16 protein-coding genes are annotated in these 13,892 nt (G+C 70.9%); 9 read left to right on the forward strand and 7 right to left on the reverse strand.

Annotation, left to right across the window (positions count from 1 at the left end; genetic code table 11):
• Positions 1–42: 42 nt before the first annotated feature.
• From AB0C27_RS05815 to AB0C27_RS05825, 3 genes are all read right to left on the reverse strand, one after another.
• Positions 43–948 (reverse strand): alpha/beta hydrolase, encoded by a 906-nt coding sequence (locus AB0C27_RS05815; protein ID WP_357838446.1) that lies wholly within the window; start codon positions 946–948, stop codon positions 43–45.
• Between the two features lie 221 nt (positions 949–1,169).
• A complete protein-coding gene (locus tag AB0C27_RS05820) occupies positions 1,170–1,493 on the reverse strand; it encodes an STAS domain-containing protein (RefSeq protein WP_357838448.1) in 324 nt (107 codons plus the stop codon).
• Between the two features lie 366 nt (positions 1,494–1,859).
• Positions 1,860–2,441 (reverse strand): hypothetical protein, encoded by a 582-nt coding sequence (locus tag AB0C27_RS05825; protein WP_357838451.1) that lies wholly within the window; start codon positions 2,439–2,441, stop codon positions 1,860–1,862.
• 266 nt (positions 2,442–2,707) lie between these two features.
• On the opposite strand from AB0C27_RS05825, the gene AB0C27_RS05830 reads away from it, so the two are divergent.
• Positions 2,708–4,240 (forward strand): PQQ-dependent sugar dehydrogenase, encoded by a 1,533-nt coding sequence (locus tag AB0C27_RS05830; protein ID WP_357838454.1) that lies wholly within the window; start codon positions 2,708–2,710, stop codon positions 4,238–4,240.
• On the opposite strand, the gene AB0C27_RS05835 is transcribed toward AB0C27_RS05830, so the two are convergent.
• Together AB0C27_RS05835 and AB0C27_RS05840 are read right to left on the reverse strand one after the other, a co-directional pair.
• Positions 4,209–5,213, reverse strand: a complete 1,005-nt coding sequence (locus AB0C27_RS05835; protein WP_357840631.1) for a serine/threonine-protein kinase — start codon at positions 5,211–5,213, stop codon at positions 4,209–4,211. The genes AB0C27_RS05830 and AB0C27_RS05835 overlap by 32 nt on opposite strands.
• On the reverse strand, positions 5,189–5,392 hold the full coding sequence (locus tag AB0C27_RS05840; protein ID WP_357838456.1) for a hypothetical protein: 204 nt from the start codon (positions 5,390–5,392) through the stop codon (positions 5,189–5,191). The genes AB0C27_RS05835 and AB0C27_RS05840 overlap by 25 nt, the downstream gene beginning before the upstream one ends.
• 253 nt (positions 5,393–5,645) lie before the next feature.
• On the opposite strand from AB0C27_RS05840, the gene AB0C27_RS05845 reads away from it, so the two are divergent.
• The 4 genes from AB0C27_RS05845 to AB0C27_RS05860 all read left to right on the forward strand — a co-directional run bounded on the left by AB0C27_RS05845 (position 5,646) and on the right by AB0C27_RS05860 (position 9,504).
• The gene (locus AB0C27_RS05845; protein WP_346108386.1) at positions 5,646–6,551 is read left to right on the forward strand and encodes a sugar ABC transporter permease; all 906 of its coding nucleotides are present in this window, start codon (positions 5,646–5,648) and stop codon (positions 6,549–6,551) included.
• Positions 6,548–7,390, forward strand: coding sequence for a carbohydrate ABC transporter permease (locus tag AB0C27_RS05850; RefSeq protein WP_357838461.1), 843 nt, complete (start codon positions 6,548–6,550; stop codon positions 7,388–7,390). The genes AB0C27_RS05845 and AB0C27_RS05850 overlap by 4 nt, the downstream gene beginning before the upstream one ends.
• A gap of 26 nt (positions 7,391–7,416) precedes the next feature.
• Entirely contained in the window at positions 7,417–8,811 is a 1,395-nt protein-coding gene (locus AB0C27_RS05855) for an ABC transporter substrate-binding protein (protein ID WP_357838463.1), read from the forward strand.
• Positions 8,812–8,955: 144 nt separating this feature from the next.
• Positions 8,956–9,504 (forward strand): YciI family protein, encoded by a 549-nt coding sequence (locus tag AB0C27_RS05860; protein WP_357838466.1) that lies wholly within the window; start codon positions 8,956–8,958, stop codon positions 9,502–9,504.
• A 96-nt stretch (positions 9,505–9,600) separates the two neighbouring features.
• Here the strand turns inward: AB0C27_RS05860 and AB0C27_RS05865 are convergent, their stop codons facing one another.
• The gene (locus AB0C27_RS05865; protein WP_357838469.1) at positions 9,601–10,368 is read right to left on the reverse strand and encodes an SDR family oxidoreductase; all 768 of its coding nucleotides are present in this window, start codon (positions 10,366–10,368) and stop codon (positions 9,601–9,603) included.
• Between the two features lie 52 nt (positions 10,369–10,420).
• Between AB0C27_RS05865 and AB0C27_RS05870 the strand changes: the two genes are divergently transcribed.
• The 4 genes from AB0C27_RS05870 (at position 10,421) to AB0C27_RS05885 (ending at position 13,087) form a co-directional block, all read left to right on the forward strand.
• Positions 10,421–10,780, forward strand: a complete 360-nt coding sequence (locus AB0C27_RS05870; RefSeq protein WP_357838472.1) for a helix-turn-helix domain-containing protein — start codon at positions 10,421–10,423, stop codon at positions 10,778–10,780.
• Positions 10,781–10,987: 207 nt separating this feature from the next.
• The gene (locus tag AB0C27_RS05875; RefSeq protein WP_357838475.1) at positions 10,988–11,743 is read left to right on the forward strand and encodes an SDR family oxidoreductase; all 756 of its coding nucleotides are present in this window, start codon (positions 10,988–10,990) and stop codon (positions 11,741–11,743) included.
• A gap of 123 nt (positions 11,744–11,866) precedes the next feature.
• Complete coding sequence (locus AB0C27_RS05880) at positions 11,867–12,298, forward strand: cupin domain-containing protein (protein ID WP_357838478.1); 432 nt, start codon at positions 11,867–11,869, stop codon at positions 12,296–12,298.
• Positions 12,299–12,325: 27 nt separating this feature from the next.
• Positions 12,326–13,087: a methyltransferase domain-containing protein gene (locus AB0C27_RS05885; RefSeq protein ID WP_357838481.1), complete on the forward strand. Its 762-nt coding sequence runs from the start codon at positions 12,326–12,328 to the stop codon at positions 13,085–13,087.
• Between the two features lie 160 nt (positions 13,088–13,247).
• Here the strand turns inward: AB0C27_RS05885 and AB0C27_RS05890 are convergent, their stop codons facing one another.
• Entirely contained in the window at positions 13,248–13,841 is a 594-nt protein-coding gene (locus tag AB0C27_RS05890; protein ID WP_357838484.1) for a hypothetical protein, read from the reverse strand.
• Between the last annotated feature and the right edge of the window lie 51 nt (positions 13,842–13,892).

The following is a 13,892-nucleotide window of genomic DNA, read 5'->3' on the forward strand; positions in this document are numbered from 1 at the left end:
CGATCTATGTAAAGTTTCTCTTTCCGAGCGAAACTTTCGACGTCATCCGGCCAGCGCCGCGACGCTCTCGATGGCCTTGACGGCGATCTCGGGCTGGTCCACGTAGATGTAGTGCTCGCTCTTCTCGGCCGTGGTCAGCTTGCTGCTGGTCGACAGGGCGAGCCAGTCCCGCTGCCCCGCCGACCACGCCTTCTCCAGCAGCGGCCCGTACGTGGGCAGCGCGGCGAGGTACGGCTTGCCGTGCGTGAGCACCTCGACCGGGATGTCCCCGGCGGACTCCACCTTGCCGTCGGGAACGGCGAGCTTCTCGGGGTTCTGCCCGGCGAAGATGGCCAGGTTCTGGGCCCGCAGTTCGGCCGCCGGGCCCTTGGCCGACTCGGGGATGGCCTTCTTGATGTCGGCGGTCATCGTGGACGGCGTCGCGTCCATCAGCACCAGACCCTTGATCCGGTCCTTGTGCTCGGGGGCGTACCTGGCCGCGATCAGCCCGCCCAGCGAGTGCCCCGCCAGCACGACCGGCGACTCGCCGGCGACCCGGTCGAGCACCCCGGTGAGCACCTTCCCGCTGCTCGCGAAGGTCTGCGGGCCGTCGGGCTGGTCGCTCGCCCCGGAGCCCAGCCGGTCGTAGGAGCAGACCCGGTTCTTGCCGCTCAGCGTCTTCTGCAGCGCCGCCAGCTTCTCCACCCCGTCACCGGCGCCGTGCAGCAGCACGATGACCAGCTCGCCCTCCGCCGCGTCGCCCGAGCACGACACGTTCACCTGCTTGCCCTCGACCTTGATCTTCTGAGTGCCGTTGATCGGGGCGGCGTCGGCCTTCTTCTCGGTCTGCTCGGTGCCGGCGAGGGGGTCCCAGTCGTCCATCGCGTCGCTCTCGCAACCGGCGAGCCCCGCGCCGATCGCGGTGCAGCAGAGTGCGACGACCACGGACCGCTTGATCGTGCGGAGCATTCGAGTCCTCCAGGGAGAGCGGTGACACCGGGGCGGTTCACCCGGCGGCGGGATGCGGCCGAAGCGCCGCGGCCATGCCGCTACGCTACGGATCCGATCACCCCGGCAGCGTCACCACTCGGTGGACAATCGCCGGTAGCTCGCACGGGGGACAACCCGCGGGCCACCCGGTGTTCCTTCCACCCGGAGTTCCTCTTCGACCGCGGAGGGAGAGGGGCCGGTCAGGCCGCGCGGATGAAGTGGGGGGCCAGACCGGTGATGCGGAGCAGGCGGGTCATGAAGGGTGGGATGCCGGTCAGCGACAGGGTGACGCCCAGCGCGCGGGCCCTGGCCTGTACGCCGAGCAGCACGGCCAGCCCGCCGGCGCCGCAGAAGGTGACCCGGGACAGGTCGAGGACGAGCGTGCCGGTGGTGCGGCTCAGGGCGTCGAGCAGCCGCTGGCGCAGTTGGGCCGTGGTGAAGATGTCGATGTCACCCGACAGGTGGATCAGGGTGGGCTTGAGGGTGCTCGCTTCGTGCGGCTTCATGGCATTGGTGATGGTCATACGTCTCCTCTGCGGAACGACGGTGAAGGAAAAGTCGACGGGTGCGCGGCCGCCCGGCACCATGGCGGTGCTCTCGTGGCGGTCCTGGATCTGAGCCGAAGGAGGAGTGCGAGGACGAAGCTGTGCTGAGCGGTGCACACTGATCGGTTGTTGCGTCATGGTCGCTAGCCCCATCCAGGCCCGCCGAGATGGGGCCGCTGGTGTGGTTCGCCGGGGGCGACGCTGACTGGGTGCCGACGCTCGAATAGTCCTCGGTGCTTTGAGTCTACTTCATGGCCGTTCAGCAGCCTGTGTGGGCCGGTGCGGCGGGTCGGTGCGGCGGGTCGGTGTGGCGGGTCGGTGTGGCGCGTTGGTGCGGCGGGCCGGTCAGGAGGCGATGACGGCGCGGATCTCCGTCACGGTGAACGCGTCCACGATGTGCCGGTTGCCGACCAGGAATCCGACCAGGCCGGCGATGGCCTCCGCGCTCGTGGCGGCCCGCGCCTGGCCGCTGAGCAGGTAGACGAGCGGGGTGGACGGCTGGTCGAGGGCGAAGTTGCGGCCGTGCCGGCGCACGTCCTTCAGCACCCTGATCGGCATCGGCCGCTCCGAGGTGAACCACACCGCGATCCGCCACAGCGGCAGCGCCGGGTCGGCGTCGGTCGAGGCCTCGTAGCAGGCGACGCAGCCCTTGCCCGCGTGGCGTCCGTGGGGGCAGGTCCAGTGGAGGGCGTCGGGGGCCGGCTGGCCGCGCGGGCTCAGCTTCGCCTCGCTCACGTGGGGGCGTACCCGCCGGGCCGGCTCCTCGGACGGGGGAACGGCAGGAATGGCGATGATCGGTGTCCCTTCGTCGAGGTGGAGGCGGGTATGGAGGTGCTCGGCCAGGATGCGGGCGTCGCGGTAGGTGAGGGCGGCTGCGGCCGGGGCGACGCCGGCGCGGTTGCCGACAGGCTGAAGATCCCAGTCCATCCACCATACGCCGCCCGCTCCCGCGCGCCTCTGTCCCACACGGGCGGTCGGCGAACCGATGCCGTCGTACGCGGGCCGGGGCATCCGGGCATGCGGCGAATGTACGTTTCATGGCTCGGCGCCGGGCGTACGCGCGTCGTCGCCGGTCAGCGGCCCGGAGCCGGCGCACCGGGCGGGCGCGGTGATCGCGGGCCTGGTTGGGACGCCGGGCGAGCCGCTACCGTCCGGTCTGCGGATCCCGACGATGCCCCGGTCTGGAGTTCGACATGCCAGGAAGACGCTGGGCGGCCCCCGTGCTGCTCGCCCTGTCCCTGCCACTTCTCGCCCCGCTCAACCCTCCGCCGGTCGCCGCGACGACCGGCTCGCCCGTCGCGCGCGCCGCCGCCACGGTGCCGCTGGAGGAGATCGACGCGACCACCACCCAGGTCGCGTTCGGGCTGCGCCGCCCCACCGCCATCGCCGCCCCCGACGACGGCACGCGGCGGCTGTTCATCACCGAGAAGCGCGGCACGGTACGCGTCTACCACCCGGACACCGGCCTGGCGCAGACGCCGATCATCGACATCACGGCCTCCGTCGACGAGTCCGGCAACGAACGGGGCCTGCTCGGCATCGCCCTCTCCCCCGACTTCGCCCAGAGCCAGGACCTGTACCTGGCCTACACCGCGCTCCCGGACGGCGCGGTCACCCTGGCCAGGTACCGGCTGGACGACGCCCGCCTCGAACCCCTGCTCGCCCAGGAGCACGCCGAGAACAGCAACCACAACGGCGGCCAGATCACCTTCGGCACCGACGGCCACCTCTACATGAGCATCGGCGACGGCGGCGGCGCCGGTGACCCGTTCGACAGCGGCCAGCGCCTGGACACGCTCCTGGGCAAGGTCATCCGGGTCGATGTCAGCAGAAGCTGCGGCGAGCTCGCCTACTGCGTGCCCGCCGACAACCCGTTCGCCGGCGTGGAGGGGGCGCGGGGGGAGATCTGGCTGTACGGCGGCCGCAACCCCTGGCGGTTCTCCGTCGATCCGGCCGACGGCTCGCTGTGGGTGGCCGACGTGGGCCAGGGCCGGTGGGAGGAGATCAACCACCTGCGGAAGGGACGGCAGGCGGGGGCGAACCTGGGCTGGTCCTGCTACGAAGGGCTAGAGGTGTTCGACCGGGCCCAGTGCCGTGCCGGGGCCGCGTACACCGCGCCCGTCTTCACCTACTCCCCGCACACCGGCGGCTGCGCGGTCATCGGCGGGCAGGTGTATCGCGGCAAGCAGTTCGCCGGCCTGGTCGGCGGCACCTACCTCGCCACCGACTACTGCTACTCGACCGTGTGGGCGCTGCGTGAGAACGGATCGGGCGGCTACGACCAGGCCGAGCTCGGCCAGACGCCCACGCAGGTCACCGCGTTCGGCGCCACGCCCGAGGGCGAGCTCTACGTCGTGAACGACCTGCCCGGCGGCCTGCACCGCGTCTCGTTCGAGCGCGCCGAGCCGACCTGCCGGATCGCGTACACCACGCGGACCTGGGGCGGCGGCATGACCGTCGACCTCACCGTCACCAACACCGGCGCCACCCCGATCGACGGCTGGACGCTGCGCTTCCCCCTCGCGCGGGGGCAGAGCGTCATCGGGGACTGGAACACCGACCTGACCCAGAGCGGGGACATGATCACCGCGGCCGACGCGGGCCACAACGGCTCGATCGCCCCGGGGAGCAGCGTCACCCTGGGCTACCTGGTCGCCCACACGGGCGACGCGTCGGCGCCGGCCCGGTTCTCGCTCAACCGGGACGCGTGCGCGGTCGTCCGCTGACCTCGCTCCGCCACCGGCTCAGCGGTCGTCCGCTGATCTCGCTCCGCCACCGGCTCAGCCGGCGGTCCAGGTGAACTTGTTCGACACCGTACTTGGTCGGCGCGCCCTTGGACGCGACGATCCGCAGCTCCCCTGCGGATGACGATGGCGAGGCGGGCTGGGTGACGGGTGGTGAGGCGGGCTGTGTGGCGGACAGCGGGGGTGCGGTCGCGGCCGGGGAGCCGGTGAGCCAGGCCGTCGCGGACGCGGCCAGCGCCAGGGCGACCACCACCGCCACCAGCACCGGCCACCGGCGTAAGGCCGTGTCGCGCGCCTTGCGCCACAGCGGCGGCGGGTCGGCGACGTCACGCAGGGCGTCGCGGGCCTCGGCGGCGGCCGGGCGTCGCTCCGGCTCGCTGCGCAACATCGCCGCCAGCACCGGGCGTAACGGCCCCACGTCCACCGCCATCTCGATGACCCCGTGGTGCGCGGCCCGCCCGACGATGCGCGCGTCAAGGGAACCGCCGCCGTCCGCCCGGCGCGAGGCCGCGGCGGAATCGCCGTCGTGGGCCCAGGGACGTGGGGGGTGGCCGGCGACCAGGGCGTACACGGTGGCGCCTAAAGAGAACACGTCGGAGGCCGCGCCCGGGCGCCCGCCGACGAGTTCGGGCCCGGCGTAGTCGGGCGTGTAGGAGATCGGCCGGTCGGGCGAGATCGTCTCCACGCCGCCGATCCGCCACACGGCGTCGAAGTCGGTGAGCTTCGCCGTGCCCTCGGCGTCGGTGACGATGTTGGCCGGTTTCACGTCGCAGTGGACCAGCCCCTTGCGGTGCAGCGCCGCCAGCGCGTCGGCGATCTGCGCGCCGATCCTGGCCGCCTCCCGAGGGGAGAACGTGCGCTCCGACAGGCTGCCGTTCGGCATGCGTTCGAGGACCAGCCACGTGCCCGCCCAGGCCCCGTCGTCGAGGGTCAGGACGTCGTGGACGGTGACGATGTGGGGGTGGGTGAGGGTGCCAGGGCGCGGGTCTCGACCGAATCGGTGCGCTTGAGCACGACGGGGCGGCCGAGCTGCTCGTCGTGGGCGAACAGCACCCTGCCCCTGCCCTCGGCGACGGACGCCTCCTCCACCCGGAATCGCGCGCCGAGCCTGTCTGCGGGCTCTTCGTCCACCATCCGCCTCCCCGCGGTCCGGGCGGCCGCGTCGTCACGTGCGGTAGGCCCGATGGTCCACGAGAGTAACAAGAACACCGCCCGGCCGCCCCCGGTCGCGGGCAGCGCACCAGGTCAGGAGGGGCATCGCGGATAACGTTCCGCGAACGTTCGCTGTGAAGTCACTGGTCAGACCTACCGCGAGCTGACCTGGGTAGGCAGAATCCAGCAAGCACGTTTGTGAATGGTCAGTGAACGAAAGTAGGACGGCACGACGATGGAAGCCCGCGCTACCAGGGAACGGGGACCGACGGGCGAACGCCGGTTAGCACTGCTGTATTTGGCGCCCTCGCTGATCATATTTGCGATCTTCGTCTTCTACCCGCTGGGCAGGACCTTCTACCTGTCCACGATGGGCACCGACATCATCGGCCGGGCCAACAAGTTCGTCGGTCTCGACAACTTCACGGCCATGTTCGGCGACCCCGGATTCTTCAAGGCGCTGGGGACGACCGCGCTCTTCGTCCTGTTCACGGTGGTCCCCGCGATCGCCGGCGCTCTCGTGGTCGTGCTCTTGCTGGAGTCGCGGATCAGCGGGCAGCGCATGTTCAGGACGGTGTTCGCGCTGCCGTTCGCCTTCTCGGTGGCGACCGCGTCGGTGATCTTCGCGCTGATCTACAACCCGGCCGTGGGCATGGCCAACGGCGCGCTCAGCTACCTCGGCGTGGACCGGATCGGCTGGCTCACCGAGCCGGACCTGGCCCTGATCTCCATCTCGATCACCACGGTCTGGATGACACTGGGCTACAACGTCCTCGTCCTCTCGGCGGGGGTCGGCGCGATCCCGGCGGAGGTGGTGGAGGCGGCCAGGCTCGACGGCGCCACCGGATGGCGGCTGCACAGCCGCATCACCATCCCGATGTTGTCGCCGCAGCTCTTCTTCCTCGTCGTGATCTCCACGATCCACGCGCTGCAGAGCTTCGGGCAGATCCACATCCTGACCAAGGGCGGCCCCGACGGCGCCACCTCCACGCTCGTCTACTGGATCTACGAGAAGGCCTTCAGCTACGGCTCATCCGACTTCGGCACGGCCAGCGCCGCGGCGATCGTCCTGCTGGTGATCGTGCTGGTCTGCACGGGCATCCAGTTCGGCGTGCTGGAAAGGAAGGTCCACTACCGATGAGCAGATCCGCCACCTCCTCGGTCACGAGCAAGATCATCGTCTATCTCGTGCTCATCGTGTGCGCCATCCCCGTGGTCTTCCCGCTGTACTACGCGTTCATCGGCGGCATCATGACGCCGGGCGACCTGTCCAGCTATCCGCCGAAGCTGCTGCCGACGGCGATCGACCTCGGCAACTTCACCTCGGCGCTCGACACGATCCCGCTGGGCAGGCAGTACCTCAACTCGGCGATCCAGACCGGCATCGTCACCATCTGCCAGCTCCTGTCGAGCGTCCTGGCCGCCTACGCGTTCGCGTTCCTGCGGATGTGGGCCAAGACGGCGATGTTCGCGCTGTTCATGGTGACGCTCATGGTGCCGTGGGAAGCGATCATCCTGCCCAACTACCTGCTGATCTCGGACCTGGGCCTGACCAAGGGGCCGCTGACGTACCTCGGTCTGACGCTGCCCTTCCTGGCGCACGCCTTCGGCACGTTCCTGCTGCGGCAGTCGTTCCTGCAGTTCCCGGTCGAGGTACGCGACGCCGCGGTGATGGACGGCTGCGGGCACCTGCGGTTCCTGTGGCGCATCCTGCTCCCGCTGTCGAAGCCGGCCATCGCGGCGGTCGGCGTCTACGTGTTCATGACCACGTGGAACCAGTACTTCTGGCCGCTGATCCTCGGCAACGACGACCGGTACAAGACGCTGCAGATCGGCGTGTCCATGCTGAACGACGCCGAGTCGTCCAGCCCCACGCTCATCCTGGCCGGAGTCACCCTCGCGTTGCTCCCCACCCTCGCTCTCGTGATCTTCGGACAGCGCTTCATCATCCGCGGGCTCACCGCGGGCGCGGTGAAATGATCGTGATTCAGAAACGGAGTTCCCCCATGGCACTACCCCGATCCCGGCGAACGCGCGGCGCACTGGCCGCGGTGGCCGCGCTGTCACTCACCTTGGCGGGCTGCGGCGGCGACGGCGGTTCCAGCGAGGGCGGCGAGGCCGCCACCGCACCGGGTGCCGACGCGATCACCGAACCGGTCGAGATCGAGTTCTGGCACTCCATGAAGGAGAAGAACGAGCTCGCCATCAAGGCCATGGTGGAGGACTTCAAGAAGGCCAACCCCAAGATCACCGTGAAGCCGGTGTTCAAGGGCGACTACGACCAGATGGTCGTGGCGTACAAGCAGGCCGTCCAGCAGGAGTCCACGCCGCCGCTGGTGCAGATCTACGACATCGGCTCGCGCTTCATGTACGACGCCCAGCAGGTCGTGCCGATGTACAAGTTCATCGAGGCCGACAAGTTCGACCAGAACGCGAACATCGAGCCCAACATCGCCAGCTACTACACGATCAAGGGCAAGCTCTGGTCGATGCCGTTCAACTCCTCGGCGCCGCTGCTCTACATGAACGCCGACGCCGTGAAGAAGGCCGGGCTCGACCCGGACAAGCCGCCGGCGACGCTCGACGAGATCGGCGAGTGGGCCAAGAAGCTCACCGTCAAGGAGGGCGGAACGGTCAAGCAGTACGGCTTCAACGCCGCGCTCTACGGCTGGTTCGTCGAGCAGCTGACCGCCCAGGACAACGCCGAATACTGCGACAACGGCAACGGCAGGAACGGCCTGGCCACCAAGGTCAACTTCGGCACCGGCGCCGGGCCCAAGTTCGCCCAGTGGCTGGGCACCCTGGTGAAGGAGGGCTACGCCACCAACACCGGCCGGCCCACCGACCAGGCCCAGAACGCGTTCAAGACCGGGACCGTGGCCCTGCACCTGGAGTCGACCTCCGCGCTCGGCGGCTACACCCAGGCCGCCGAGGGCAAGTTCGAGCTGAAGACCGCGCCGTTCCCCAAGCCGTCCGCCTCCTCCAACGGCGGCACGATCATCGGCGGCGCCTCCCTGTGGATCAACGCCGCCGGTCACAGCGACGCGGAGAAGCGGGCCGCCTGGGAGTTCGTGAAGTTCTCCAACACGCCCGAGCAGCAGGCGAAGTGGCACGCGGCGACGGGCTACGTGCCGGTCAACCCGCAGGCCAAGTCGAACGACAACCCCAACTTCCAGGTCGCGGTGACGCAGCTGCGCTCCCAGCAGCCGTCGGCGGCCACGTCGGGCTGCCTGCTCGGCATCATGCCCGAGGCCAGGAAGGCGGCCGAGGTCGGCCTGGAGCAGGCCGTGCCGGCGGGCGAGGGTCAGGAGCCGAAGACGTCGGCGGAGCAGGCGATGCAGACGGCGGCGACCGGCCTGCAGACGGCCATCCAGAAGTACAACGCCAACGTCGGGCAGTAACCCGGCCCTGGGGTAACGTGCGCGCGGGCGTCCTCGTACGAGGGCGCCCGCGCGTGTGGTTGTACGGGGCGGCTGGACGGGCCCGGCCGAGCGGGCTGCCCCGCGGATGACCCGGGTGGCCGGGCGGGTGGGAGACTGCGCGGCATGGAGTTCTTCTGCTACCACCGTGACCGGACCGGCTCGCTGCCCCTGCGTGAGGAACTGCTGGAAGCGCACTGGAGCTACATGGACCGGTACGCGAAGGAGCTGATCGCCCGGGGCCCGACCATGGCCGACGACGGCGAGACGCCCACCGGCAGCGTGCACGTCATCGACCTGCCCGATCCCGCCGCCGCCCGCGCGTTCGCCTTCGACGAGCCTAACTACCAGGCCGGCGCCTACCGGGACGTGCTGCTGCGACGGTGGCGCAACACGCTGGGCCGGACGATGTGGGACTTTCCCGGCGGCCGGGAAGGCGGCAACCGCTACCTGGTGCTCGGCCTCGGGGAGGGCGAGCCCGCCGACCTGGCTCTGCCACCCGCCGGGGAGACGCTGATCGCCTACGGGCCGCTGTCGTCCGACGACGGCACCGCCTGGCTGGGCACGGCGGCGCTGGTCCTGGCCCCGGACGCGGACACGGCCCGCGCCGTCCTGACCGCCGACCGGTACGCGGACATCGAGGTGCACAACTGGCAGTTCGGCGGCCGCTCCTGAACCCTGCCGCAGGTCTGCGGCGACGCTGGGCCCGAAGCGAGCGCCCGGTTGCCGCAACGCACTGCCTTCGTGTGACCGGCGTGGCGACGTGCGGCGTCAGCCGGTGAGGTCGAGGCCGCCGTCCACGGTGAGGATCTGGCCGGTGATCCAGGTGGCATCGGGGTCGGCGAGGTGGGCGATCCAGGTGGCGACCTCCTCCGGCCGGCCGCGGCGGCCGAGCGGGATGCGGGCGGCCTCGTCCTGCTTGATCTGCTCCACGGTCGCCTCGGGCAGCCCGGCGGCGCTCAGGGCCTCGCTCTCCGTCGGCCCGGGGGCCACGGCGTTGACGCGGATGCCGTCGGGGGCCAGCTCCAGCGCCCAGCTCCGGGTCAGCTGCTCCACGGCGGCCTTGCTGGCGGCGTAGTGGGCGGCGCCTGGCAGGGGGCTATGGCCGTACGTGCTGGAGACGTTGACGATCGTGCCCCGGCTGCTCCGCAGGTGCGGCAGGGCGGCCTGGGCGAGCAGACTGGGCGCGACCACGTTGAGTTCCAGCAGGCCGGTGACGCGCTCGGCGTCGGTGTCGGCCAGTGACATGACGGCGGTCGCGCCGGCGTTGTTGACCAGCACGTCCAGCCGGCCCCAGCGATCGACGGCCGCCGCGACGACCTCCCGCGGCACGCCGTCGGCGGTGATGTCGGCGGGCAGGGCGACGATGCCGGGGTGACCCGCGGCGGTCTGCTCCAGTGCTTCGGCGCGGCGTCCGACGCCGAGGACGCGCGTTCCCGCGCGGGCCAGGGCGATGGCGGTGGCGCGGCCGATCCCGGAGCCGGCCCCCGTCACGATCGCGACGCGTTCCCGCTCATGGGCGATGGGCTGGGCGGTCATGTCACCTCTTTGTTCGATGTTCGTGAAACGTCGAACAAGCTACCATGGACAAATGAGACAGGTGCACCACCCCGAAGTCGGCGAGATCTCGCTCACCGCGGTCATGGGGGCGCTCAGCGATCCGATCCGGGTCGGGCTGGTGCGGGTGCTGGCCGATGGGCGCGAGCGCGGCTGGGGCGAGCTGCGGGCGCCGGTGGCCAAGTCGACACTCAGCCATCATCTGCGCGTGCTGCGCGATGCCGGGCTGACCCGCACCCGTCAGGAGGGTACGCGCTGCTTCGTCACCTTACGCGTCCAGGACCTGCGCGAACGTTTCCCCGGCCTGCTCCGCGCGGTGCTGACCGCGGCCGACGAGCAGGACGTCGGACGCCAGGTGAGCACGCAGGACACCCCACGCCCCACCGTCGCCTGAACGCCCGGCCACCCGTCCGCGACCCCCCAAGGCCTGCCGTCGTCTGAACAGCCGCACGCGCGTGACAACCCCACCACCCGTCGGCGGGCGGCCTTGATGGGCCGTCTTGCGAAGAATTTAACGGCGGCTGTCACAAGTGAGAAAGGCGTCCTGTCTTAGCTGGCGTCCGTAGGGCAAAGGATGCCCCGGCGGCAGAAAGGGGATGTCATGAAGGTCGTCGTGATCGGCGGAACCGGCCTCATCGGGTCGAAGCTGGTGGCCAAGCTGCGCGAGCACGGCCACGAGGCGGTGGCGGCGGCGCCGAGCACCGGCGTCAACACGCTCACGGGTGAAGGACTGGCCGAGGTGATGGCGGGCACGCAGGTCGTGGTCGACGTGTCGAACTCGCCGTCGTTCGAGCCGGCCGCGGTGATGGAGTTCTTCGAGACCTCCACCCGCAACCTGCTCGCCGCGGAGGCGGAGGCCGGGGTCGGCCACCACGTCGCCCTGTCGGTGGTGGGCACGGATCGGATGCCGGACAACGGCTACTTCGCGGCGAAGATCGCCCAGGAGCAGCTGATCCAGAAGTCGGGGATCCCGTACTCGCTCGTGCACGCGACGCAGTTCTTCGAGTTCGTCCGGGGCATCGCCGACGAGGCCACGCGGGACGACGTCGTACGGATCGCACCCGTGCTCTTCCAGCCCATCGCGGGCGACGACGTCGCCGCCGCGGTCGGCCGGGTCGCGGTGGGCCAGCCGCTGAACGGCCGGATGGAGATCGCCGGGCCCGACCTGTTCCGGATGGACGACTTCTTCCGCGAGACGCTGGCCGGCTGGGGCGACCCGCGCCAGGTGGTCACCGACCCGCACGCGCGTTACTTCGGCGCGGAGCTGAAGGAGCGGTCGCTGGTGCCGGAGGACGGCGCGGCGCTCGGCTCGATCCGCTACGCCGACTGGCCCGGCCGCGACGCCGACGGCCGCTGAAAGGCGCGGCGCGACCGCTCGCGCCGCGCCACCGGCCCTCCGGCCGCCGTACGAACCGACCGGTCCGTACGGCCTCCGCCACGAGCCCGACCTGCTCGTAGCGGCCCACGAAAGGTGAACCTCATGTCCGACAGAACATCGCAGACGAGTGAACCGCGCTCGACCGCCTGGCAGACGGCGCTGACCGTGCTGCAGGAGGCCGAACCCCCGTTCATCCCGGCCGGGGCGCACGCCATGACCATCGTCATCGAGTACCCGCCCGGCGATCCTGGCACGCCGCCGCACCGCCACACGGGGCCCGCGTTCGGCTACGTGCTGGAGGGCGAGATGCTGTTCGAGCTGGAAGGCCAGCCCGAGCGGGTGGTCAAGGCCGGAGAGGTGTTCTGGGAGCCGGGCGGCGACGTCATCCACTACCAGGACGGCAACAACCGCGACGACGTGCGGCTCCGGTTCACCGTCACCATGCTGTGCGAGCCGGGCAAGCCGATGCTCACCCTGGTCGACGAGGAGGAGCTGGCCCAGCGCACTGACCGCCGCGCTCCCCGTCCCGCCTGAGCGCCTGCCCGACGACACAGGAGGCGCGTGGTGATCGGATCGGCGATGTCCGCCGAGTTCGACGACGTCCCCGGCTGGACCGCCGAGGCCGTCGAACAGCTCGGTGAGCGGCACGCCATCCCCGCCGCCTGCCGCGGCAGCGCGAGCCCGGCCGCGCTGGCCTGGCTGGCCGAGGCGTGCGAGCTCGCGCCGGGGATCAGGCTGCTGGACGTGGGCGCGGGAGCCGGTGGCCCGGCCGCCTGGGCGGCGGAGCGGTTCGGGGTGACGCCGATCCTGCTGGAGCCGATGCCGGCCGCGGGCCGGGCCGCCGTCCGGCTGTTCGGGCTGCCGGTCGTCGCGGCCGACGGGCGGCGCATCCCGCTCCGTACGGCGTCGGTGGGCGCGGCCTGGTGCCTCGGAGTGCTGTGCACCGTGCGGGAGAAGGCGGCGATGCTCGCCGAGATCCGCCGGGTGCTCACGCCAGGGGCCTCCCTGGGTCTGCTGGTGGTGCTCGCCAGGGGCCCGCAAGTCCTGCCCGCGCCCGACGGCAACCACTTCCCCACCGGCGGGGAGCTGCTCGGGCTGCTGGCCGGGGCCGGGTTCGAGGTCGTCGAGCAGATCGACCAGCCCACCGACGCGCCGCTGTCCTGGACGCGGCGGGCCGAGCAGGTCGCCGAGGTGGTGGCCAGCCGCCACCGTACCGACCCCGCCTTCCGCCTGGCCGCTCACCAGGGCGAACGTTTCGCCCGGCTGTTCGCCTCCGGCCAGATCGCGGTACGCCTGATCCACGCGATCAGCCGTACCAGCTGACCCCCACACCCATGGAGAGAAGATGACCGTTCCGAAAGACGAGGACGCCGCTCGACGCGGTGGAGGAGCTGGAGGGCGAGCACGGCGGCCAAGGAGCCTGATCCTCCATGACCGGCGAGGGGTCTGATCCCTCCATGACGGCCGAGCAGCCCTGATCCCTCTACCCGACGATGAACGTGCCGATCACCCCGGTCGCGCTCAGCAGGCCGACCGCGGTGAGCACGGCCACCGCGATCCCGGCGCCGGCCAGCCACCGGCGCCGCTGCGTTCCCGCGTTCAGGCTCGTCAGCGCGAGCGCCGCCCACAGCAGGCCCTCGATCAGGAACCACGGCTCGTTGAACAGCAGATCCTGCAGGTCGGCCGTGCGCCGGTCGAGGCTCCGCCAGAACGGCAGCTCGATGTGCAGCAGCCCGGCCAGGCTCAACGCCCGTTGCACGCTGTCGACCAGGGCGTGCATGACGCATCCGACCGCCGCCACCCAGCAGAGGGCCAGCATGGCGCGCCGTCCGGAACGGCGCCGCCACAGCGGCAGTGCCGCCACCGGCAGTACGGCGGCGACGAGCAGGATTCCCGCTCCGACCGCGTTGATCGCCAGCCACTGTGCCTGCGAGACAGGCGTGCCGAACATGCCGGCGGTCCCGCCCAGCGCGTAGTAGGCCCGGTAGGCGCTGTAGAGCAGACCCCATACGGCCAGCGCGACGCTGATCCGTGCGCGCGTGGTCATCCCGCCGCTGATCCGTACGCGCGCGGTCATCGCTTCCCCTTCATCATCCCAACGTCAGCGACAAAGCGTACGCAATGCGTA

It is taken from the genome of Nonomuraea sp. NPDC048882, assembly GCF_040649755.1.
Classification (GTDB): domain Bacteria; phylum Actinomycetota; class Actinomycetes; order Streptosporangiales; family Streptosporangiaceae; genus Nonomuraea; species Nonomuraea maheshkhaliensis.

What these genes read in the sequence shown, in the direction of transcription:
- AB0C27_RS05815 (WP_357838446.1), bottom strand. Translation starts at nt 948, where the DNA reads ATGCTCCGCACGATCAAGCGGTCCGTGGTCGTCGCACTCTGCTGCACC.
- AB0C27_RS05820 (WP_357838448.1), bottom strand. Translation starts at nt 1,493, where the DNA reads ATGACCATCACCAATGCCATGAAGCCGCACGAAGCGAGCACCCTCAAG.
- AB0C27_RS05825 (WP_357838451.1), bottom strand. Translation starts at nt 2,441, where the DNA reads ATGGACTGGGATCTTCAGCCTGTCGGCAACCGCGCCGGCGTCGCCCCG.
- AB0C27_RS05830 (WP_357838454.1), top strand. Translation starts at nt 2,708, where the DNA reads ATGCCAGGAAGACGCTGGGCGGCCCCCGTGCTGCTCGCCCTGTCCCTG.
- AB0C27_RS05840 (WP_357838456.1), bottom strand. Translation starts at nt 5,392, where the DNA reads ATGGTGGACGAAGAGCCCGCAGACAGGCTCGGCGCGCGATTCCGGGTG.
- AB0C27_RS05845 (WP_346108386.1), top strand. Translation starts at nt 5,646, where the DNA reads ATGGAAGCCCGCGCTACCAGGGAACGGGGACCGACGGGCGAACGCCGG.
- AB0C27_RS05850 (WP_357838461.1), top strand. Translation starts at nt 6,548, where the DNA reads ATGAGCAGATCCGCCACCTCCTCGGTCACGAGCAAGATCATCGTCTAT.
- AB0C27_RS05855 (WP_357838463.1), top strand. Translation starts at nt 7,417, where the DNA reads ATGGCACTACCCCGATCCCGGCGAACGCGCGGCGCACTGGCCGCGGTG.
- AB0C27_RS05860 (WP_357838466.1), top strand. Translation starts at nt 8,956, where the DNA reads ATGGAGTTCTTCTGCTACCACCGTGACCGGACCGGCTCGCTGCCCCTG.
- AB0C27_RS05865 (WP_357838469.1), bottom strand. Translation starts at nt 10,368, where the DNA reads ATGACCGCCCAGCCCATCGCCCATGAGCGGGAACGCGTCGCGATCGTG.
- AB0C27_RS05870 (WP_357838472.1), top strand. Translation starts at nt 10,421, where the DNA reads ATGAGACAGGTGCACCACCCCGAAGTCGGCGAGATCTCGCTCACCGCG.
- AB0C27_RS05875 (WP_357838475.1), top strand. Translation starts at nt 10,988, where the DNA reads ATGAAGGTCGTCGTGATCGGCGGAACCGGCCTCATCGGGTCGAAGCTG.
- AB0C27_RS05880 (WP_357838478.1), top strand. Translation starts at nt 11,867, where the DNA reads ATGTCCGACAGAACATCGCAGACGAGTGAACCGCGCTCGACCGCCTGG.
- AB0C27_RS05890 (WP_357838484.1), bottom strand. Translation starts at nt 13,841, where the DNA reads ATGACCGCGCGCGTACGGATCAGCGGCGGGATGACCACGCGCGCACGG.